The sequence below is a fragment of the Faunimonas pinastri genome, assembly GCF_900110915.1.
Lineage (GTDB): Bacteria > Pseudomonadota > Alphaproteobacteria > Rhizobiales > Afifellaceae > Faunimonas > Faunimonas pinastri.
Genome location: NZ_FOFG01000010.1, coordinates 33,854 through 55,295, shown reverse-complemented (window position 1 = coordinate 55,295; position 21,442 = coordinate 33,854). Strand labels below are relative to the sequence as shown.

Annotated in this window: 19 protein-coding genes and 3 tRNA genes; 21 read left to right on the top strand and 1 reads right to left on the bottom strand. The window is 63.7% G+C overall.

All coding sequences use genetic code 11. The annotated features are described in order from the left end of the window. Positions 1–6: 6 nt before the first annotated feature. From BMY25_RS13640 to BMY25_RS13610, 7 genes are all read left to right on the top strand, one after another. The gene (locus tag BMY25_RS13640; protein ID WP_092497451.1) at positions 7–597 is read left to right on the top strand and encodes a HupE/UreJ family protein; all 591 of its coding nucleotides are present in this window, start codon (positions 7–9) and stop codon (positions 595–597) included. A gap of 9 nt (positions 598–606) precedes the next feature. Beyond that, a complete protein-coding gene (locus BMY25_RS13635) occupies positions 607–912 on the top strand; it encodes an urease subunit beta (RefSeq protein ID WP_092497449.1) in 306 nt (101 codons plus the stop codon). Between the two features lie 79 nt (positions 913–991). Continuing rightward, complete coding sequence (gene ureC / locus BMY25_RS13630; RefSeq protein ID WP_092497447.1) at positions 992–2,704, top strand: urease subunit alpha; 1,713 nt, start codon at positions 992–994, stop codon at positions 2,702–2,704. Beyond that, positions 2,704–3,228, top strand: a complete 525-nt coding sequence (locus BMY25_RS13625) for an urease accessory protein UreE (RefSeq protein ID WP_092497445.1) — start codon at positions 2,704–2,706, stop codon at positions 3,226–3,228. Before ureC ends, BMY25_RS13625 begins: the two co-directional genes overlap by 1 nt. Further along, positions 3,203–3,955 (top strand): urease accessory protein UreF, encoded by a 753-nt coding sequence (locus tag BMY25_RS13620; protein WP_092497443.1) that lies wholly within the window; start codon positions 3,203–3,205, stop codon positions 3,953–3,955. The genes BMY25_RS13625 and BMY25_RS13620 overlap by 26 nt, the downstream gene beginning before the upstream one ends. After that, a complete protein-coding gene (gene ureG / locus BMY25_RS13615) occupies positions 3,952–4,569 on the top strand; it encodes an urease accessory protein UreG (protein ID WP_092497441.1) in 618 nt (205 codons plus the stop codon). The genes BMY25_RS13620 and ureG overlap by 4 nt, the downstream gene beginning before the upstream one ends. A 126-nt stretch (positions 4,570–4,695) precedes the next feature. Beyond that, the gene (locus tag BMY25_RS13610) at positions 4,696–5,142 is read left to right on the top strand and encodes a BA14K family protein (RefSeq protein ID WP_143061973.1); all 447 of its coding nucleotides are present in this window, start codon (positions 4,696–4,698) and stop codon (positions 5,140–5,142) included. A gap of 48 nt (positions 5,143–5,190) precedes the next feature. On the opposite strand, the gene rlmB is transcribed toward BMY25_RS13610, so the two are convergent. Continuing rightward, on the bottom strand, positions 5,191–5,949 hold the full coding sequence (rlmB, locus tag BMY25_RS13605; protein WP_177176860.1) for a 23S rRNA (guanosine(2251)-2'-O)-methyltransferase RlmB: 759 nt from the start codon (positions 5,947–5,949) through the stop codon (positions 5,191–5,193). Positions 5,950–6,147: 198 nt separating this feature from the next. Here rlmB and BMY25_RS13600 point away from each other — a divergent pair. The 14 genes from BMY25_RS13600 (at position 6,148) to rpsG (ending at position 21,420) form a co-directional block, all read left to right on the top strand. Further along, positions 6,148–6,232, top strand: a tRNA-Tyr gene (locus BMY25_RS13600). Positions 6,233–6,245: 13 nt separating this feature from the next. After that, positions 6,246–6,319: transfer RNA gene (locus BMY25_RS13595), tRNA-Gly, on the top strand. An 89-nt stretch (positions 6,320–6,408) separates the two neighbouring features. Then, positions 6,409–7,584, top strand: coding sequence for an elongation factor Tu (gene tuf / locus BMY25_RS13590; protein WP_092497437.1), 1,176 nt, complete (start codon positions 6,409–6,411; stop codon positions 7,582–7,584). Positions 7,585–7,626: 42 nt separating this feature from the next. Continuing rightward, positions 7,627–7,702 (top strand) — tRNA-Trp (locus BMY25_RS13585). 104 nt (positions 7,703–7,806) lie between these two features. Further along, positions 7,807–8,007 carry a preprotein translocase subunit SecE gene (gene secE, locus BMY25_RS13580; RefSeq protein WP_092497623.1) on the top strand — a complete coding sequence of 67 codons (201 nt, stop codon included), beginning with the start codon at positions 7,807–7,809 and terminating at the stop codon, positions 8,005–8,007. Positions 8,008–8,022: 15 nt separating this feature from the next. Continuing rightward, a complete protein-coding gene (gene nusG, locus BMY25_RS13575; RefSeq protein ID WP_092497435.1) occupies positions 8,023–8,553 on the top strand; it encodes a transcription termination/antitermination protein NusG in 531 nt (176 codons plus the stop codon). A gap of 95 nt (positions 8,554–8,648) precedes the next feature. After that, positions 8,649–9,077 carry a 50S ribosomal protein L11 gene (gene rplK, locus BMY25_RS13570; RefSeq protein ID WP_092497433.1) on the top strand — a complete coding sequence of 143 codons (429 nt, stop codon included), beginning with the start codon at positions 8,649–8,651 and terminating at the stop codon, positions 9,075–9,077. 4 nt (positions 9,078–9,081) lie between these two features. After that, complete coding sequence (rplA, locus tag BMY25_RS13565) at positions 9,082–9,786, top strand: 50S ribosomal protein L1 (protein WP_092497431.1); 705 nt, start codon at positions 9,082–9,084, stop codon at positions 9,784–9,786. 371 nt (positions 9,787–10,157) lie between these two features. Then, entirely contained in the window at positions 10,158–10,676 is a 519-nt protein-coding gene (gene rplJ, locus BMY25_RS13560; RefSeq protein ID WP_092497429.1) for a 50S ribosomal protein L10, read from the top strand. 48 nt (positions 10,677–10,724) lie between these two features. Then, positions 10,725–11,099 (top strand): 50S ribosomal protein L7/L12, encoded by a 375-nt coding sequence (gene rplL / locus BMY25_RS13555; protein ID WP_092497427.1) that lies wholly within the window; start codon positions 10,725–10,727, stop codon positions 11,097–11,099. Positions 11,100–11,264: 165 nt separating this feature from the next. Then, positions 11,265–15,422, top strand: coding sequence for a DNA-directed RNA polymerase subunit beta (rpoB, locus tag BMY25_RS13550; protein WP_092497621.1), 4,158 nt, complete (start codon positions 11,265–11,267; stop codon positions 15,420–15,422). Positions 15,423–15,531: 109 nt separating this feature from the next. Then, a complete protein-coding gene (rpoC, locus tag BMY25_RS13545) occupies positions 15,532–19,737 on the top strand; it encodes a DNA-directed RNA polymerase subunit beta' (RefSeq protein WP_092497425.1) in 4,206 nt (1,401 codons plus the stop codon). A gap of 775 nt (positions 19,738–20,512) precedes the next feature. Further along, the gene (gene rpsL, locus BMY25_RS13540) at positions 20,513–20,884 is read left to right on the top strand and encodes a 30S ribosomal protein S12 (protein ID WP_092497423.1); all 372 of its coding nucleotides are present in this window, start codon (positions 20,513–20,515) and stop codon (positions 20,882–20,884) included. 65 nt (positions 20,885–20,949) lie between these two features. Continuing rightward, complete coding sequence (rpsG, locus tag BMY25_RS13535; protein WP_092497421.1) at positions 20,950–21,420, top strand: 30S ribosomal protein S7; 471 nt, start codon at positions 20,950–20,952, stop codon at positions 21,418–21,420. Positions 21,421–21,442: the final 22 nt, after the last annotated feature.

Sequence of the window (21,442 nt, the reverse complement as noted above, 5' to 3'; positions counted from 1 at the left end):
CTCCCGATGACCCGCACCAAACTCGCAACCCTCGCCGGCGCGACGTTTACCGCCGCCGCGATCCCCGGCATCGCTTCCGCCCATCCCGCGATCTACCATGTCATGTCCTTCATGGCCGGCGCCGAGCATCCGCTGACGGGCCTGGACCACATCCTCGCCATGGTGGCGGTCGGCCTCTGGGCCTCGCTGAAGGGCGGCAAGGCGCTCTGGGCATGGCCGGCGGCATTCGTCGGCGTCATGCTGGTCGGCGGGGCGCTCGGCATGGCCGGCATTCCGATGCCGCTCGTCGAGCCGGGCATCGCCGCTTCAATCGTCGTTCTGGGCCTGCTGGTTGCCAGCGCGGCAGAAGTGCCGGTCGCCATCGGCGCGGTGCTGATCGGCGTCTTCGCGCTGTTCCACGGTCATGCGCATGGCGCCGAGATGCCGGCCACGGGCCAGGCGGTCCATTATGCGCTCGGCTTCGCGCTCGCGACCGCTGCTCTACACGGCGTCGGCATCGCCGCCGGTTTCGCTTCGCGCGGGCAGGTCTGGCGCAACGTGATCCGTTTCGGGGGCGCCGCCACGGCCGCCGCCGGCGCGATGTTTTTCCTGGTCTGAGGAAATCCGATGATCCCCGGTGAAGTGATTCCGGCCCAAGGCGAAATCGAACTCAACGCCGGGCAGGCGACGGTGACCCTCACCGTCGCCAATCGGGGCGACCGGCCGGTGCAGGTCGGTTCGCACTACCATTTCTACGAGACCAACGAGGCGCTCGACTTCGACCGCGAGACGGCGCGCGGCATGCGCCTCGACATCGCGGCCGGAACGGCCGTGCGCTTCGAGCCCGGGCAGAACCGCGAGGTCACGCTCGTGCCGTTTGGCGGCAGCCGCACCGTCTACGGCTTCAATGCCCGGGTGATGGGCAAACTCTGACTGCTCCGGGCGGCGTTCGCGCCGCCCGGCTGACGATTTCGCGCCAAGCGCGCCTCCACGATGCACCGGAAGGCTCTCGATGCCCGCTCGTATTTCCCGCGCCGCCTATGCGGACATGTTCGGCCCCACCGTGGGCGACAAGGTCCGGCTGGCCGATACCGAACTCTTCGTGGAGGTGGAGAAGGACTTCACCACCTATGGCGAGGAGGTGAAGTTCGGCGGCGGCAAGGTGATCCGCGACGGCATGGGCCAGAGCCAGGCCACCCGCGCCGAGGGCGCGGTGGACACGGTGATCACCAACGCGCTGATCATCGACCATACCGGCATCGTCAAGGCCGATGTCGGACTGAAGGACGGGCGCATCGTCAAGATCGGCAAGGCCGGCAATCCCGATACGCAGCCGGGCGTCGACATCATCGTCGGGCCGGGCACCGAGGCGATCGCCGGCGAGGGCAAGATCCTCACCGCCGGCGGCATGGACGCGCACATCCATTTCATCTGCCCGCAGCAGATCGACGAGGCGCTGATGTCGGGCGTCACCACGATGCTGGGCGGCGGCACGGGGCCCGCGACCGGCACGAACGCCACGACCTGCACGCCCGGCCCGTGGCATCTCGCCCGCATGATCCAGGCGGCCGACGCCTTCCCGATGAACCTCGCCTTCGCCGGCAAGGGCAATGCCTCGCGGCCGGAGGGGCTGGTGGAGCAGGTGCTCGCCGGCGCTTCGTCGCTGAAGCTGCACGAGGATTGGGGCACGACGCCCGCCGCCATCGATTGCTGTCTTTCGGTCGCCGACGAATACGACGTGCAGGTGATGATCCACACGGACACGCTGAACGAATCCGGCTTCGTCGAGAATACGGTGGACGCCTTCAAGGGCCGTACGATCCATGCCTTCCACACCGAAGGCGCCGGCGGCGGTCACGCCCCCGATATCATCAAGATCTGCGGGCTCCCCAACGTCATCCCGTCTTCCACCAACCCGACGCGGCCCTATACCCGCAACACCATCGACGAGCATCTCGACATGCTGATGGTGTGCCACCACCTCGATTCGTCGATCCCCGAGGATGTCGCCTTCGCCGAAAGCCGGATCCGCAAGGAGACCATCGCGGCGGAGGACATCCTCCACGACATGGGCGCCTTCTCCATCATCTCCTCCGACAGCCAGGCCATGGGCCGCGTCGGCGAAGTGCTGATCCGCACGTGGCAGACCGCGCACAAGATGAAGTTGCAGCGCGGCCGGCTTCCCGAAGAGACGGGCGAGAACGACAACGTCCGCGTGAAGCGCTATATCGCGAAGTACACCATCAACCCCGCCATCGCGCACGGCCTGTCGCGCCACATCGGCTCGGTGGAACCCGGCAAGCGCGCCGACCTCGTGCTCTGGTCGCCCGCTTTCTTCGGCATCAAGCCGGACATGGTGCTGGTCGGCGGCACGATCGCGGCCGCGCCGATGGGCGATCCCAACGCCTCGATCCCGACGCCGCAGCCGGTCCATTACCGTCCGATGTTCGGCGCCTTCGGCAAGGCGCTGACCGCATCCTCCGTCGTCTTCGTCAGCCAGGCCTCGCTGGATGGCGGGCTGAAGGGGCGGCTCGGCACGGACAAGGAACTCGTCGCCGTGCAGAACACCCGTAGCGGCATTTCCAAGGCGTCGATGATCCACAATTCCGCGACGCCGCATGTCGAGGTCGACCCGGAGACCTACGAAGTGCGCGCCGATGGTGTGCTGCTCACCTGCGAACCGGCGACCGTGCTGCCGATGGCGCAGCGCTACTTTCTGTTCTGATGCTGCGCGCGACGGAAGTTCTTCGCGCCGGAAGCTGGTCGGCGGCGGCCGACACGGTGGTGCTCGACCATGACGAGCGTCACCGCCGCCGGATCGCCATGACGGGGGAGGGCGGTCTGTCGTTCCTGCTCGATCTTGCGGAAGCGGTCGCGCTTCGTGGCGGCGACGGGCTTCGGCTGGAAGATGGGCGCATGGTGGAAGTGAAGGCAAAGCCGGAGCCGCTGATGGAGGTCACGGCACGAGATCAACTGCACCTCGTTCGCATCGCCTGGCATCTCGGGAACCGCCATCTGCCGGCGCAGATCTCCGGGACGCGGATCCTGATCCGGCCAGACCATGTCATCGCCGACATGCTGAAGGGGCTCGGCGCCTCCGTCCGCAAGGTGACGCTGCCCTTCGATCCGGAGGGGGGAGCTTATTCCGGCGGGCACGGCGAACATGGGGGGCAGGGCGGCCACGCGCATTCCCACGGGCACTCCCAAGATCATGAGCACGGGCATGGTCACGGCCATTCGCACGCCTGAGCCGCGCCGCGACGATCGTCCGGCTCCCGAGGCTATGGTCGAACCGCTGACGCCGGAGCGGCTCCTGAAGCTGCAGACGTGGTTGTCGCCCGGTTTCCCCATCGGGGCCTTCAGCTACTCGCACGGGCTGGAATGGGCGATCGAGACGGGCACCGTCACTGATCCCGAGGCGCTGGGTGGCTGGATCGGCGAGTTGCTCCGGCGCGGCAGCGCGCGCAACGATGCGATCCTCTTCGCCGAGACATGGCGCGCGGCGGCAGGCCGGAACGCGGATGCCCTTCGCGAGGTCGGCGAACTGGCCGAATCGCTCGCTACCTCGCGCGAGCGCCATCTGGAAACCATGGCGCAGGGGACTGCCTTCCTGAAGGCGGTCACGGCCGCATGGTCGACGCCCACGATCGAAACGTTCGCCGGCGCGCATTCGAACCGGGCGGCTTATCCCGTGGCTGTCGCGCTCGCCACGGCGTCGCATGCCATTCCGCTCGCGCACAGCCTGCCGGCCTATCTACACGCCTTTGTCGCCAATCTTGTTTCCGTCGCGGTGCGCCTCGTGCCGCTCGGCCAGACCAACGGGCTCCGGGTCGTCTCGGCACTGACGCCGCTCGTGCTCGAGACGGCGCGGGCGGCGGAAAAGCTGACGCTCGACGACCTTGGATCGGCGACTGTCCGGTCCGAGCTCTTCTCCATCCAGCACGAAACGCAGTATTCCAGGATCTTCAGAACATGAGCACCTCGCCCAACGGACCGCTTCGGATCGGCATCGCGGGCCCGGTCGGCGCCGGCAAGACCACGCTGACGGAGATGCTGTGCAAGGCGATGCGCGATCGGTACTCGGTCGCCGCGATCACCAACGACATCTACACGAAGGAAGACGCGCTCATCCTGAACCGGGTTCAGGCGCTGCCGGAAGACCGGATCATGGGTGTGGAAACCGGTGGTTGCCCCCACACCGCGATTCGCGAGGACGCCTCGATCAACCTCGCGGCGATCGCCGAGATGCGCGGACGCTTTCCCGATCTCGACGTGATTTTCATCGAATCGGGTGGCGACAATCTCGCCGCTACCTTCTCCCCGGAGCTTGCCGATTTGACGCTCTACGTCATCGATGTCGGCGCCGGTGAGAAGCTGCCGCGCAAGGGCGGCCCCGGGATTACCCGCTCCGACCTCCTGATCGTCAACAAGATTGACCTTGCGCCGCATGTGGGTGCCGATCTCGAAATCATGCGCTCGGACACGGACAGGATGCGGGCAGGGCGGCCCTATGTCTTCGCCGACATGCGCCGCCGCGTTGGGCTCGACGAGATCGTGGGCTTCATCGAGAAGTCTGGCGGCCTGCACTGAGCCGGTGCGACAAGCGGCCCCTGGGCCTGCGCGGAACGGCCCGGTTCCCGCCGCGTTTTCCGTTCATTCCGCAAGCTATTCGATTGCTTGGTCGTGCACGGTTTCGGCCGTGCGGAAAGGATGAAGATGTTGCGTAACAAGATTCTCGCCGGTGTGGCCGGCGCTCTCGCATTGGTGCTCGCCGGTTCGGCGCAGGCGCAGACCCCCTGGTTCCACGGCGGTGGTCACGGCGGTGGCCCGGGCGGCGGTTTTCATGGCGGCCCGCGCGGAGACTTCGGCGGCGGACGGGGCTGGCATGGGGGCGGCCACGGCTATCATGGCGGTGGGTATTATGATGGCTTCTATGGACCGGCCTTCTTCGGCTGGGACAATCCGTGGGCTTATGACGGCTATTACGCCTACCGTCGCCCTGTCGTGATCGTGCCGCCGGCCCAGGCTGCCGTGCCCGAGGCCGCTTACGGCCCCCGGAAGAGCGGCGCGTGGTATTCGTACTGCTCGCATCGCTACAAGACCTTCGACGCGCGCAGCGGGACGTTCATCGGCAGCGATCACCGTCGGCATATCTGTCGCTGAGGCCATTCTCGACGTCCGCCGCGCGCGAGTGCGGCGGACGTTTTCATCTCACTTGCGCTGCCGGTTGACCGCGTAGAGCGCCAGCGCGGCGGCGTTGGAGACGTTCAGGCTCTTGATCGCGCCGGGCATGTCGAGCCTCACCAGACGGTCGCACTTCTCCCGGGTCAACCGTCGCAGTCCCTTGCCTTCCGCGCCGAGGACAAGCGCGACCGGACCGTCGATCGCAACACTCTCGATCGGATCGGCATGCTCGCTGTCGAGCCCCAGCCGCAGAAATCCGAGCTCGCCGAGTTCGTCCATCGTTCGCGCCAGGTTTTTCACACGCACGATCGCCACATGCTCCAGCCCGCCGGAAGCGGCCTTCGCCATCACGGCCGAATCGGCGGGTCCATGCCGCTCCGTCATGATCAGGGCGTCGGCGCCGAAGGCTGAAGCGGAGCGGAGAATCGCCCCGACATTGTGCGGATCGGTGATCTGGTCGAGCACCACGACGAGCTTCCCCTCGGCAAGCTCGTCGAGATCCTTTTCTTCCAGCGGCTCGACGACAACGGCGATTCCCTGATGCACCGCGTCCCCACCGACCAAGCGGTCGATTTCTCGCGCTTCCACGGGTTCCGGCGCGCGGAAGTCCGGTATTTCCTCGGCAAGGCGCTGCGCCGCGTTGGCCGTTGCCAGGACTGACAGAATGCGCCGGGCCGGATTGCGCAGGGCCGCCAGTGCGCTGTGCCAGCCATAGATGACCGAGCGCCCCTCCGCGTGCTGCTTGGCGGGGCGTGTGGATTGAGGGCGTCGGGCTTTGGCTTTCATGAGCGCTCTTCTACCCACGGTTCCGCTTCGGGCCAAGAGTCCCCGTCGCATGGACGCGTCGGCAGGGCCGTTTCAGATTGCCCACAGCTTTGCGAACGGGGGCGTTGACAGTTCATCATCGGGGCGGCATATAGCGCCCCACAGCCGCCCCGCCATCGCGGGGCTTGCTGTTTGACCGGAGAGAAATCGCCGGCCAATGGGGAAGTGTCCCGAGCGGCAAAGGGGGCGGACTGTAAATCCGCTGGCTAAGCCTTCGTAGGTTCGAGTCCTACCTTCCCCACCATTTTCTGGCTCTGGCGGGTATAGCTCAATGGTAGAGCAGCAGCCTTCCAAGCTGAATATGCGGGTTCGATTCCCGCTACCCGCTCCACGACGGAGCTGAACGGAATTGACTACGTGCCGTCGAATGAACGATCGACGGCGGCCAGTGTGCACGCTGACTATTGACCGGGGTCGCTCATGTCGAAAGAGAAATTTGCTCGTAACAAGCCGCATGTGAACATCGGCACGATTGGTCACGTTGACCATGGCAAGACGACGCTGACGGCAGCGATCACGAAGTTCTTCGGCGAATTCCGTGCGTACGACCAGATCGACGCGGCTCCCGAGGAGCGGGCTCGCGGCATCACGATCAACACGGCGCACGTCGAGTACGAGACGGAAAACCGTCACTACGCCCACGTCGATTGCCCCGGCCACGCCGACTACGTGAAGAACATGATCACGGGTGCGGCGCAGATGGATGGCGGCATCCTGGTGGTGTCGGCGGCTGATGGCCCGATGCCGCAGACCCGCGAGCACATCCTGCTGGCCCGCCAGGTCGGCGTCCCGGCTCTGGTGGTGTTCCTGAACAAGGTCGACATGGTCGACGACGAGGAACTCCTGGAGCTGGTCGAGCTGGAAGTGCGCGAGCTGCTCTCCTCCTATGAGTTCCCGGGCGACGACATTCCGATCACCAAGGGTTCGGCCCTTGCGGCTCTGGAAGGCAAGACCCCCGAGATCGGCGAGAACGCGGTCCGCGAGCTGATGGCTCACGTCGACAGCTACATCCCGACCCCCGAGCGTCCGATCGACCAGCCCTTCCTGATGCCGTTCGAAGACGTGTTCTCGATCTCCGGCCGCGGCACCGTCGTGACCGGCCGTGTCGAGCGCGGCATCGTCAAGGTCGGCGAGGAAGTCGAGATCGTCGGCATTCGCGACACCCGCAAGACGACCGTGACCGGCGTGGAAATGTTCCGCAAGCTGCTCGACCAGGGTCAGGCTGGCGACAACATCGGCGCGCTGATCCGCGGCGTTGGTCGTGAGGACGTTGAGCGTGGCCAGATCCTGTGCAAGCCGGGTTCGGTGACCCCGCACACGAACTTCAAGGCCGAGGCCTACATCCTGACCAAGGAAGAGGGTGGCCGTCACACGCCGTTCTTCACGAACTACCGTCCGCAGTTCTACTTCCGCACGACTGACGTGACGGGCGTGGTGACGCTGCCGGAAGGCACTGAGATGGTCATGCCGGGCGACAACGTCGCCATGGAAGTCCAGCTCATCGTTCCGATCGCCATGGAAGAGAAGCTCCGCTTCGCTATCCGTGAAGGCGGCCGGACCGTCGGTGCCGGTATCGTCGCCGAAATCATCAAGTAAAGGGTCGCGCTCAGGCGCGATCTGAACTAGGTTTGTCGAATTAGGGGTGTAGCTCAGTTGGTAGAGCACCGGTCTCCAAAACCGGTGGTCGTGGGTTCGAGTCCCTCCGCCCCTGCCATCGTTTCATATGTTCGATCCGCTCTTGCGTAATGCTGGTGGATTGATTAATTAGGAGGTTCGGAGGCGCGTGATCTCATGGTCGCGCGCCTTCAAGTTCGCGGCATGGCTAAGACAAACCCGTTCCAATTCGTCCAGCAGGTTCGCACCGAGGTTTCCAAGGTCACTTGGCCCAGTCGGCGTGAAACTGCGATTACGACGGTGATGGTTTTCCTGATGGTCGTGCTTGCTACGATTTTCTTCTTCGTCGCCGACCAGGTCATGGGTTGGGGCGTGGGATTCCTGCTTGGCTCTCCCGCCGGCTGATTTGACGAGATTGAGATGGCGAAGCGCTGGTATATCGTCCACGCCTATTCCAACTTTGAGCGGAAAGTGGCGGACGCGATCCTCGAAAAGGCGGAAAGCGCGGGACTCGATCATCTGATCGATGAAATTCTGGTTCCCACCGAAAAGGTGACCGAAGTCCGGCGTGGCCGGAAGGTGGATGCCGAGAGGAAGTTTTTCCCCGGTTACGTCCTCGTCAAGATGGACATGACCGATCAGGCTTACCATCTGATCAAGAACGTCCCGCGCGTGACGGGGTTCCTTGGTACGGATAACAAGCCGATGCCGATTCCGGACCGCGAAGCGGAGCGGATCATGGCCCAGGTTCAGGAAGGCGTCGAGCGTCCGAAGCCTTCCGTCAGTTTCGAGATCGGGGAGCGCATTCGCGTCTCCGACGGGCCTTTCGCTTCCTTCGAGGGTAACGTCGAGGAAGTCGATGAGGAGCGGTCGCGGCTCAAGGTTGCCGTGTCCATTTTCGGCCGGCCGACGCCGGTCGAGCTCGAATACGGTCAGGTCGAAAAGGTCTGACCGTCCGTGGTGGACGCGCCCTCTGGCCGGAGGGCAATCGGCGTCGAACCACGAACACCCCGATGACCTCCGGGTCATGCGAACAGGAGTGATAAATGGCTAAAAAGATTACGGGATACCTGAAGCTTCAGGTATCGGCGGGTTCCGCCAATCCGTCGCCGCCGATCGGTCCGGCGCTGGGTCAGCGCGGCCTGAACATCATGGAATTCTGCAAGGCGTTCAACGCGGCGACCGCCGACATGGAAAAGGGTTCGCCCGTTCCGGTCGTGATCACCTACTACGCCGACCGTACTTTCACCTTCGAGATGAAGACGGCCCCGGTGTCCTTCTTCCTGAAGAAGGCTGCCAAGGTCCCCAAGGGCTCTGCCACCACGGGCAAGGGCGCGATCGGCCAGGTCAGCCGTGAGCAGGTCCGTTCCATCGCAGAGTCCAAGATGAAGGACCTGAACGCGACGGACATCGAGGCAGCAATGCGCATGGTCGAGGGCTCCGCCCGCTCCATGGGCCTGGAAGTGGTGGGCTGAAACCATGGCTAAGATCGCTAAGCGCCTCCAGAAGCTCCGCGAGGGTCTCGACCCCGACAAGCTCTACGGTCTCGACGAGGCCGTGAAGATGGTCAAGGAGCGGGCCACCGCCAAGTTCGACGAGACTATCGAGGTCGCGCTGAATCTCGGCGTCGATCCGCGTCACGCCGACCAGATGGTCCGCGGCGTCGTCAACCTGCCGAACGGCACGGGCCGCACGGTTCGCGTCGCCGTCTTCGCTCGCGGCCCGAAGGCCGATGAGGCCACGAAGGCCGGGGCCGACATCGTCGGCGCCGAGGACCTCGTTGAGCAGGTCCAGGCCGGCAACATCAACTTCGACCGCTGCATCGCGACCCCCGACATGATGGGTCTCGTCGGTCGCCTTGGTAAGGTGCTTGGCCCGCGCGGCCTGATGCCGAACCCGCGCGTCGGCACGGTGACGATGGACGTCAGTCAGGCCGTCAAGGACGCCAAGGGCGGCGCTGTCGAATTCCGCGTCGAGAAGGCCGGTATCATCCAGGCCGGCGTCGGCAAGGCGTCGTTCTCCGACGAAGCGCTGCTGCAGAACATCCGCGCCTTCACCGATGCGGTGAACCGCGCGCGTCCCTCGGGCGCCAAGGGCACCTACATGAAGCGCGTCGCCGTTTCCTCTACGCAGGGCGTGGGCGTTCGGGTCGACACGTCTTCGCTGTCCGCCACGGCGGAGTAAGAATTAGCCTGGGGTGCGCTCCAGGTCCATGGCTTCGCCCGGGACTTCGGTTCCGGGCGGGAAGGCCGGCGGGGAAACCCGTCCGGCCCTAGTCCTGTCCGAGATTGCGGGTGAGCGCGAGCTCTTAATCCTTCGGGGCCTGCATGAGATGGGGTCGAGAATTGTCTTCAGGTCGGCCTGGCCGTTCTGAAATCGGTTCGAACCTCTCGTCCTTTGCGCCTCTCGCGAGCGCGAAGGCCCGTTCCTTCCGGGGCGGGGGACAGGCGTTCACCGCCGCCCGTTCTTCGAGAGGAGAGGGGGCGGCTTAGGCGAAACGGCCGGGCGAAGCAAGCCTTCGGGCTTCCTCTTCCGGTCAGATGAGGACTGACACAGTGGATAGAGCTGAGAAGGGTGAAATGATCTCGGCGCTCAACGACGTGTTCAAGGACACGGGCGTTGTCGTCGTGGCTCACTATTCCGGTCTCACTGTTGCGCAGATGACCGCTCTTCGCGGACGCCTGCGTGATGTCGGCGGCACCCTGAAGGTTGCCAAGAACCGCCTCGTCAAGCTCGCCCTGAAAGGCACGGACGCCGAACATATGAGTGACCTGTTCCAGGGTCCGACGGTTATCGCCTATTCGGTCGATCCCGTCGCGGCTCCCAAGGTCGCTACCGAATTTGCGAAGGCGAACGATAAGTTCGTCATCCTCGGTGGCGCCATGGGAACCACGCACCTGGACGTCAGCGGTGTCGCATCCCTTGCGACGCTTCCGTCTCTCGATGAACTGCGCGCCCGGATCGTCGGCATGGTCAACACGCCGGCCACTCGGATCGCAGGTGTTCTGCAGGCTCCCGCTGGGCAGCTTGCACGTGTTTTCGGGGCTTATGCCAACAAGGACGAGGCGGCGTAAGCCGTCTGTAGACCGAACCTGGTTCGAACTGATTAACGGGAAAATACAATGGCCGATCTTGCTAAAATCGTTGACGACCTCTCCAGCCTGACGGTGCTGGAAGCTGCCGAGCTCTCCAAGATGCTCGAAGAGAAGTGGGGCGTCTCCGCCGCCGCTCCGGTAGCTGCCGCCGCCGCTGCTCCGGGCGCTGCCGCTGCTCCGGTCGAAGAGAAGACGGAATTCGACGTCGTTCTGACCGCCGCTGGCGACAAGAAGATCAACGTCATCAAGGAAGTCCGTGCGATCACGGGTCTTGGCCTGAAGGAAGCCAAGGACCTGGTCGAGGGTGCTCCGAAGACCGTCAAGGAAGCCGCTTCCAAGTCGGAAGCCGAGGACATCAAGAAGAAGCTCGAAGAGGCTGGCGCCAAGGTCGAGCTCAAGTAATCTGCTTTATCCGGGCGCGGTTCAAGCCGCGCCCGGAGCTTTCGGGCCGGAAGGCTCGTCAGCTGTCCTGATGGATGCAAGGCCCGGCCCGGTTCATTCCTGGCACGGGCTTGCAGCTTTCCGGACAGCTCGTTCGGACAAGACTGACGAGGATCATACATGGCGATGTCGATCAATGGGACGAAGCAGGCGAGCTTCTCCGGCCGCCGGCGTATCCGCAAATTCTTCGGCCACATCACTGAAGCCGCGGAGATGCCGAACCTCATCGAGGTTCAGAAGTCGTCTTACGATCAGTTCCTCATGGTTGATGCGCCCGAAGGCGGGCGCGCCGATGAGGGGCTGCAGGCCGTTTTCAAATCCGTATTCCCGATCACCGACTTTGCCGGCACCTCGATGCTGGAATTCGTGTCCTACGAATTCGATGCGCCGAAGTTCGACGTGGATGAGTGCCGCCAGCGCGACATCACCTTCGCCGCGCCGCTGAAGGTGACGCTGCGTCTCATCGTGTTCGATGTCGACGAGGAAACCGGCGCCAAGTCCGTCAAGGACATCAAGGAGCAGGATGTCTACATGGGCGACATGCCGCTCATGACGGACAACGGCACCTTCATCGTCAACGGCACCGAGCGCGTGATCGTTTCGCAGATGCACCGTTCGCCTGGTGTGTTCTTCGACCACGACAAGGGCAAGAGCCATTCTTCCGGCAAGCTGCTCTTCGCCGCGCGCATTATCCCGTACCGTGGTTCCTGGCTCGACATCGAGTTCGACGCCAAGGACATCGTGTTCGCCCGCATCGATCGTCGCCGCAAGATTCCGGTGACGTCGCTCCTGATGGCGCTCGGGATGGACGGCGAGGAAATCCTCCGCACGTTCTACGATCACGTCACCGCCACGAAGGACGGCGACGGCTGGCGCGTGCCTTTCGATCCGGAGAAGCTGAAGGGCGCCAAGCCGCTCGAGGACCTGATCGACGCGGCCACCGGCGAAGTCGTCGTCGAAGCCGGCAAGAAGGTCACGGCGCGTCTCGCCCGCCAGCTGAAGGAAAAGGGCGTCGAAGCGCTTCGCGCCGCCGACGAGGCGCTCATCAGCCGCTACCTCGCGGAAGACATCGTCAACTACCAGACCGGCGAGATCTATGCCGAGGCTGGTGACGAGATTTCCGCCAAGACGCTCGCGCTCTTCGAGGAGATCGGCCAGATCGAAGTGCCGCTGCTCGAGATCGACCACATCAATGTCGGCGCCTATATCCGCAACACCCTGGTTGCCGACAAGAACGAGAACCGCGAAGAAGCCCTCTTCGACATCTACCGCGTCATGCGCCCCGGCGAGCCGCCGACGGTGGAGACGGCGGAAGCGATGTTCCATTCGCTGTTCTTCGATTCCGAGCGCTACGATCTCTCGGCCGTCGGCCGCGTGAAGATGAACATGCGTCTCGACATCCAGGTCGAGGACACCGTCCGTATCCTTCGCAAGGAGGACATTCTCGAGGTCATCAAGATCCTCGTGGGCCTGCGCGACGGGCGGGGCGAGATCGACGACATCGACAATCTCGGCAATCGCCGCGTGCGCTCGGTCGGTGAGCTCATGGAGAACCAGTACCGTCTGGGTCTCCTTCGCATGGAACGCGCGATCAAGGAGCGCATGAGCTCCGTCGAGATCGACACCGTGATGCCGCAGGACCTGATCAACGCGAAGCCGGCGGCTGCCGCCGTGCGCGAGTTCTTCGGTTCCTCGCAGCTTTCGCAGTTCATGGACCAGACCAACCCGCTCTCCGAGATCACGCACAAGCGTCGTCTCTCGGCTCTGGGCCCGGGCGGCCTGACCCGCGAGCGTGCCGGCTTCGAGGTTCGCGACGTCCATCCGACCCATTACGGCCGCATCTGCCCGATCGAGACGCCGGAAGGCCCGAACATCGGCCTGATCAACTCGCTGGCGACGTTCGCGCGCGTCAACAAGTACGGCTTTATCGAGAGCCCGTATCGGCGTATCGCGAACGGCCACGTGACGGACGAGGTGGTGTACCTGTCCGCCATGGAGGAGTCGAAGTACACGGTCGCCCAGGCGAACGTGAAGCTCGACGAGAAGGGCCAGTTCGTCGAAGAGCTCGTGATCTGCCGTCACCAGGGTGACGTCTCGATGATTCCGCGCGAACGCGTCGATCTGATGGACGTCTCGCCGAAGCAGGTCGTTTCCGTCGCCGCGGCGCTGATCCCGTTCCTCGAGAACGACGACGCCAACCGCGCTCTGATGGGCTCGAACATGCAGCGTCAGGCCGTGCCGCTGGTGCGTGCCCAGGCGCCGCTTGTCGGCACCGGCATGGAGCCGATCGTAGCGCGTGACTCCGGTGCCGCCATCGGCGCCCGCCGCACGGGCGTGGTCGATCAGGTCGACGCGACGCGTATCGTCATCCGCGCGACCGAGGAGCGTGATTCGTCCCGCTCTGGCGTTGACATCTACCGGCTGCAGAAGTTCCAGCGCTCCAACCAGTCGACCTGCATCACGCAGCGTCCGCTGGTCAGCGTCGGTGATCGTGTCAGCAAGGGCGAGATCATCGCCGATGGTCCGTCGACGGATCTTGGCGATCTGGCGCTCGGCCGGAACGTGCTCGTCGCGTTCATGCCGTGGAACGGCTACAATTACGAGGACTCCATCCTTCTCTCCGAGAAGATCGTGCAGGACGACGTCTTCACCTCGATTCATATCGAGGAATTCGAAGTCATGGCTCGTGACACGAAGCTCGGTCCGGAGGAAATCACCCGCGACATCCCGAACGTCTCCGAAGAGGCGCTTCGGAACCTCGACGAAGCCGGCATCACTTATGTGGGTGCCGAGGTGAAGCCGGGCGACATCCTCGTCGGCAAGATCACGCCGAAGGGCGAAAGCCCGATGACGCCGGAAGAGAAGCTTCTCCGCGCCATCTTCGGTGAAAAGGCCTCCGACGTCCGCGATACCTCGCTGCGCATGCCCCCCGGCACGTTCGGCACGATCGTCGAAGTTCGCGTCTTCAACCGCCATGGCGTCGAGAAGGACGAGCGCGCGATGGCGATCGAGCGCGAGGAAATCCAGCGTCTCGCCAAGGACCGCGACGACGAGCAGTCGATCCTCGACCGCAACATCTACGGCCGTCTGGCGGAGATGCTGCGCGGCCAGGCCGGCACTTCGGGCCCGAAGAACTACCGCAAGGGCCAGGAGATTTCCGACGAGCTTCTGACGGAATATCCCCGGGCGCAGTGGTGGCAGTTCGCGACCGCCGACGACCGTCTGATGACCGACATCGAGGCCCTGAAGGCGCAGTACGACGAGAGCCGCAAGCGGCTGGAGAATCGCTTCATCGACAAGGTTGAGAAGCTCCAACGCGGTGACGAACTGCCCCCGGGCGTGATGAAGACCGTCAAGGTATTCGTCGCCGTCAAGCGCAAGATCCAGCCGGGCGACAAGATGGCCGGCCGTCACGGCAACAAGGGTGTCGTGTCCAAGATCGTTCCGGTCGAGGACATGCCCTTCCTGGAAGACGGCACGCATGTCGATATCGTGCTGAATCCGCTGGGCGTGCCGAGCCGCATGAACGTCGGGCAGATCCTGGAAACGCACCTTGGCTGGGCGTGCGCCGGCATGGGTCTCCAGATCGGCAAGTTGGTCGAGGCGTACAAGCAGTCGGGCGAGGTCGCGCCGCTTCGTGAGATGCTGGACGACATCTATGGCGACAATGCCAAGAACGAGCGGGTTGCGGACTTCGACGACGACTCCGTCGTGAGGCTCGGAACGCAGCTTACCAAGGGTGTCCCGATCGCCACGCCTGTCTTCGACGGCGCCAAGGAAGAGGACATCAACCAGCTGCTGACGAAGGCAGGCCTGCGAACCTCCGCGCAGTCGGTGCTGTTCGACGGGCGTACGGGCGAGCAGTTCGACCGTAACGTCACCGTCGGCTACATCTACATGCTGAAGCTGCACCACCTCGTGGACGACAAGATCCACGCGCGCTCCATCGGCCCGTACTCGCTGGTCACCCAGCAGCCGCTGGGCGGCAAGGCGCAGTTCGGCGGCCAGCGCTTCGGCGAGATGGAGGTGTGGGCGCTCGAGGCATACGGCGCGGCCTACACGCTGCAGGAAATGCTCACGGTCAAGTCCGACGACGTGGCCGGCCGTACAAAGGTCTACGAGGCGATCGTCCGCGGCGACGACACGTTCGAGGCGGGTATTCCGGAGAGCTTCAACGTTCTGGTCAAGGAAATGCGTTCCCTCGGCCTCAACGTGGAGCTGGAAGATTCGGAGAACCAGCCCCAACTACAGGACAACGCCGAACAGCGAGATGCCGCCGAATAGGCGGCGTCTCCACCCTCGACCCAGTTTTTTCAGATCAGTGCCGCGACATTAGTCGCGGCAAAGCGCCTCTCGGCGGAGGGGCCATGCCATACGGCGAAGGAGTGACCACGTGAATCAAGAGGTCATGAACATCTTCAACCCGCAGGTCGCTATGCAGACCTTCGATCAGATCAGGATCTCTCTGGCGAGCCCGGAGAAGATCCTTTCCTGGTCCTACGGGGAGATCAAGAAGCCGGAAACGATCAACTATCGGACCTTCAAGCCCGAGCGCGACGGCCTGTTCTGCGCGCGGATCTTCGGGCCGATCAAGGATTACGAGTGCTTGTGCGGCAAGTACAAGCGCATGAAGTACAAGGGCGTCATCTGCGAGAAGTGCGGCGTCGAGGTCACTCTCGCGCGCGTTCGGCGCGACCGCATGGGTCACATCGAGCTGGCGGCGCCCGTCGCTCATATCTGGTTCCTGAAGTCGCTGCCCTCGCGCATCTCCGCGATGCTCGACATGACGCTCAAGGACATCGAGCGCGTTCTCTATTTCGAGAACTACATCGTCGTGGAGCCGGGCATCACCCCGCTGCAGGAGAAGCAGCTCCTGAGCGAGGACGAGTTCCTCGATGCGCAGGACCAGTACGGCGCGGATTCCTTCACCGCCATGATCGGCGCGGAAGCCATCCGCGAGATGCTCATGTCGCTCGACCTGGAGAAGGAGATCGTCAGCCTTCGCCAGGAGATCGCCGAATCCAAGTCGGAGCTGAAGCCGAAGAAGCTCGGCAAGCGCCTGAAGCTGATTGAGGCCTTCGTCCAGTCCGGCAACCGCCCGGAATGGATGGTCATGACCGTCGTTCCGGTCATCCCGCCGGACCTGCGCCCGCTGGTTCCGCTGGATGGCGGCCGGTTCGCGACGTCGGACCTCAACGACCTTTATCGCCGCGTCATCAACCGCAACAACCGCCTGAAGCGGCTGATCGAGCTGCGCGCGCCGGACATCATCATCCGAAACGAGAAGCGGATGCTTCAGGAATCGGTTGATGCGCTGTTCGACAACGGCCGTCGCGGTCGCGTCATCACGGGCACCAACAAGCGCCCGCTGAAGTCGCTCTCCGACATGCTGAAGGGCAAGCAGGGCCGCTTCCGCCAGAACCTGCTCGGCAAGCGCGTCGACTATTCCGGCCGTTCGGTGATCACCGTCGGTCCGGAGCTGAAGCTGCACCAGTGCGGCCTGCCGAAGAAGATGGCGCTGGAGCTCTTCAAGCCGTTCATCTACGCCCGCCTCGACGCGAAGGGTTATTCCTCGACCGTCAAGCAGGCCAAGAAGCTCGTCGAAAAGGAGCGTCCGGAAGTCTGGGATATCCTGGACGAGGTGATCCGCGAGCATCCGGTTCTCCTGAACCGCGCGCCGACGCTGCACCGACTGGGCATCCAGGCCTTCGAGCCGACCCTGATCGAGGGCAAGGCGATCCAGCTGCACCCGCTCGTCTGCTCGGCCTTCAATGCCGATTTCGACGGCGACCAGATGGCCGTCCACGTCCCGCTGTCGCTTGAGGCGCAGCTGGAAGCGCGCGTCCTCATGATGTCGACGAACAACATCCTGCATCCCGCGAACGGTCAGCCGATCATCGTGCCGTCGCAGGATATCGTCCTCGGGCTCTACTACCTCTCCATGATGCAGGAGAAAGAGCCGGGCGAGGGCATGCTGTTCGCCAACATGGGCGAGCTGCAGCACGCGCTCGACAACAAGGTCGTCACGCTCCACACGAAGATCCGCGGTCGCTTCAAGAGCATCGACGCGGACGGCAACGAAGTCTCCAAGATCTACGAGACCACGCCCGGTCGCATGAAGATCGGCGAGCTTCTGCCGCAGCACCCGGCTATCACCTTCGAAATCTGCAACAAGCTGATGACGAAGAAGGAAATCTCCCGGACGATCGACGCCGTCTACCGGCATGCCGGTCAGAAGGAGACGGTCATGTTCTGCGATCGCGTCATGCAGCTCGGCTTCGGCCATGCGTGCCGCGCGGGCATCTCGTTCGGCAAGGACGACATGGTGATCCCGGAGACCAAGGCGAAGCTCGTGGAAGACACGCGCGTCCTCGCCGAGGAATACGAGCAGCAGTACAATGACGGCCTGATCACCCAGGGCGAGAAGTACAACAAGGTCGTCGACGCCTGGGCCAAGTGCACGGACAAGATCGCCGACGAGATGATGAAGCGGATTCAGTCCGTGGAGTTCGATCCGGAAACCGGTCGGCAGAAGCAGATCAACTCGATCTACATGATGTCCCACTCCGGTGCCCGTGGCTCCCCGGCTCAGATGAAGCAGCTCGCCGGCATGCGCGGACTGATGGCCAAGCCCTCAGGCGAGATCATCGAAAGCCCGATCATCTCCAACTTCAAGGAAGGCCTGTCCGTTCTGGAGTACTTCAACTCCACGCACGGTGCCCGTAAGGGTCTGGCCGACACCGCCTTGAAGACCGCGAACTCGGGCTATCTGACGCGCCGCCTCGTCGACGTGGCTCAGGACTGCATCATCACGGAGACGGATTGCGGTTCTGAAAACGGACTGACGATGGAGCCCATCGTCGATGCCGGCCACGTGGTCGCCAGTCTCGGCCAGCGTATCCTCGGCCGCACGACCGCTGAGGATATCGTTCACCCGGCGACGGGCGAGGTCATCGTCGGCCGCAACGAGCTGATCGAGGAACGCGACGTCGAGGTCGTCGAGACCGCCGGCATCCAGTCGGTGAAGATCCGCTCGGTGCTGACCTGCGAAGTGAAGTACGGCGTTTGCGGCAAGTGCTACGGCCGCGATCTGGCCCGCGGCACGCCCGTTAACATGGGCGAGGCTGTTGGTGTCATCGCGGCGCAGTCGATCGGCGAGCCCGGTACGCAGCTCACGATGCGTACCTTCCACATCGGCGGTACCGCGCAGGTGGTCGACTCCTCGTTCCTGGAATCCAGCTACGAGGGCCGGGTGCAGATCCGCAACCGCCAGATCGTCCAGGATTCCGACGGGAAGCTCGTGGTCATGGGCCGTAACGTCCAGGTCGTCATTCTCGACGAGAAGGGCGAGGAACGCGCGTCGCACCGCATCAGCTACGGTGCCCGCCTGTTCCTCGACGATGGCGACATGGTGAAGCGCGGTCAGCGTATCGCGGAATGGGACCCCTATACCCGCCCGATCCTCACGGAAGTCGGCGGCATCGTGGAGTTCGAGGATCTGGTCGAGGGTATCTCCGTCACCGAGACGGCCGACGAATCGACCGGTATCACCAAGCGTATGGTCATCGACTGGCGCGCGAATCCCCGTGGCGGCGACCTCAAGCCGGCCATGCTGATCCGCGACAAGACGACGGGCGACGTGATCAAGCTCGAGCGTGGTCCTGACGCGCGGTTCCAGCTTTCGGTGGACGCCATTCTGTCGGTGCAGCCGGGCTCCATCGTCCATCCGGGCGACGTGCTGGCACGTATCCCGCTGGAAAGCGCCAAGACTCGCGACATCACGGGCGGTCTGCCGCGCGTGGCTGAACTCTTTGAGGCGCGTCGTCCCAAGGATCACGCGATCATCGCGGAAGTCGACGGTACGGTGAAGTTCGGGCGCGACTACAAGAACAAGCGCCGGATCATCATCGAGCCGAATGACGAGAGCCTTGAGCCGGTCGAGTACCTGATTCCGAAGGGGCGTCCGTTCCACCTTCAGGAAGGTGACGCGATCGAGAAGGGCGACTACGTGCTGGACGGCCTGCCCGCACCGCACGACATTCTGGCGATCAAGGGCGTGGAGGAGCTCGCTGCCTACCTCGTCAACGAGATCCAGGAAGTCTACCGGCTGCAGGGCGTGCTCATCAACGACAAGCACATCGAGGTGATCGTTCGCCAGATGCTGCAGAAGGTCGAGGTGACGCATGCGGGTGAGACGGACCTCATCGTCGGCGATCAGGTCGACCGGCTGGAGTTCGACGACGTGAACGCCCGTGCGGTGGAAGAGGGCAAGCAGCCGGCGCTCGGCAATGCGGTCCTCCTCGGCATCACCAAGGCGAGCCTCCAGACGCGCTCCTTTATCTCGGCCGCGTCCTTCCAGGAGACCACCCGCGTCCTCACGGAAGCGGCGGTAGCCGGCAAGACGGACACGCTCGAGGGCCTCAAGGAGAACGTTATCGTCGGCCGCCTCATTCCGGCCGGCACCGGTGGTCTCATGAGCCGTCTGCGCCAGGTCGCCCACATGCGCGACGACCTCATCCTGGAAGACGAGCGGAAGCGTTCTTCCGCTTCTACCCAGGCGGCACTCACCGACCTCTCCGGCCAGGAAGCGGCCGAGTAAGGTCGCCCACGGCGGAAACAAAAAGGGCCGCGCTCTCCGGAGCGCGGCCCTTCCGATTCTTGGCCCGAGGAATCGGCAACCGGCCCTCCAGGAGGACGGCGTAAGCGCAGCGAATCTCCCTCATCTGTGTGGCGCGGAGGCAACAGAGCCGGAGTTGCACTGCAACAACAACGCCTGGAAAGAATCCGTAAAGTATCTCGGGTGTGTTGTGGTCTCGCGGGTGAGCTCTTACAGAGGCGGCGCACCGAAGTGTTCTTCCGACAAATCCTTGAACGGCCATGAAGCGGGCGATTTTTCGCCACGACTGAAACCGCTCGATATTTGCCGCGTTGTGTTGGTCAAGGTACTCAGGGGATTGTCATGGTTGGCGGATTGATGTGGCGGGCGTTTCTGTTTCTAGGCCTGACGGCCGGTTACACCGCCCTGGCGGCCCTGCCTTACATCGGCTGAAAGCCGGCTTCGTCAAGTTGAAAGGCCGTCTCGCTCTGGTGAGGCGGCCTTAACTATTTTGAACGGATGTCTTGACCTTTGGGGCGACCGAGTCTATTTCAGAGCAACCCAAGGACAGGTGGTAAGAGGGAGCCGAGGTCCAGCGCGTCCAATGCGCAGGATCCATCCAACTTAGACACTGTCGGGTTCGACGCTGAACAACTGTCATCATGATCGCGGCGCAAGTCGTGATCCTCTGCTTTGCTGCGCCGCCGCATTTTTGCGGGTCGGCGCGATTTCTATCGCGTGCAGCAAAGCGCCCGTACATGAAGGCCGGAACGCAAGAATGCCGACGATCAATCAGCTGATCCGTAAGCCACGCACCGACAAGCCGCGGCGCAACAAGGTGCCTGCGCTTGAGGCGAATCCGCAGAAGCGCGCTGTGTGCACCCGCGTCTACACGACGACCCCGAAGAAGCCGAACTCGGCTCTGCGTAAGGTCGCCAAGGTCCGTCTGACGAACGGCTACGAAGTCATCGGCTACATCCCGGGTGAGGGGCATAACCTCCAGGAACACTCGGTGGTCATGATCCGCGGCGGCCGCGTGAAGGATCTTCCCGGCGTTCGTTATCACATCCTCCGCGGTGTGCTCGACACGCAGGGCGTCAAGGACCGTCGCCAGCGTCGTTCGCATTACGGCGCCAAGCGCCCGAAGTAACCGCTGCTTCCGGTGCCTCGGTACCGGGTTTCGCCCAAGCGAACTAAGATTAAGGAACGGGGTCCATGTCGCGACGCCATAGTGCTGAAAAGCGGGAGATCATTCCGGACGCCAAGTTTGGCGATGCCGTGGTCTCCAAGTTCATGAATTCGGTGATGTACGACGGCAAGAAGTCCGTCGCCGAGACGATCGTCTATGGTGCCCTCGACCAGGTCGAGCGCCGCGTCCGTCAGGATCCGCTGGCGGTCTTCCATCAGGCGCTCGAGAACGTCATGCCGCAGATCGAGGTCCGGTCCCGCCGTGTCGGTGGCGCCACCTACCAGGTCCCGGTCGAGGTTCGCACCGAGCGTCGCCAGGCTCTCGCCATCCGCTGGCTGATCGGCGCGGCTCGTGGCCGCAACGAGCGCACGATGGTTGAGCGTCTGTCCGGCGAGCTCATGGATGCCGCCAACAATCGCGGTAACGCGGTAAAGAAGCGCGAAGACACGCATCGGATGGCTGAAGCCAACCGCGCCTTCTCGCACTACCGCTGGTAACCCTTACTCGAGAGGCTTGAGC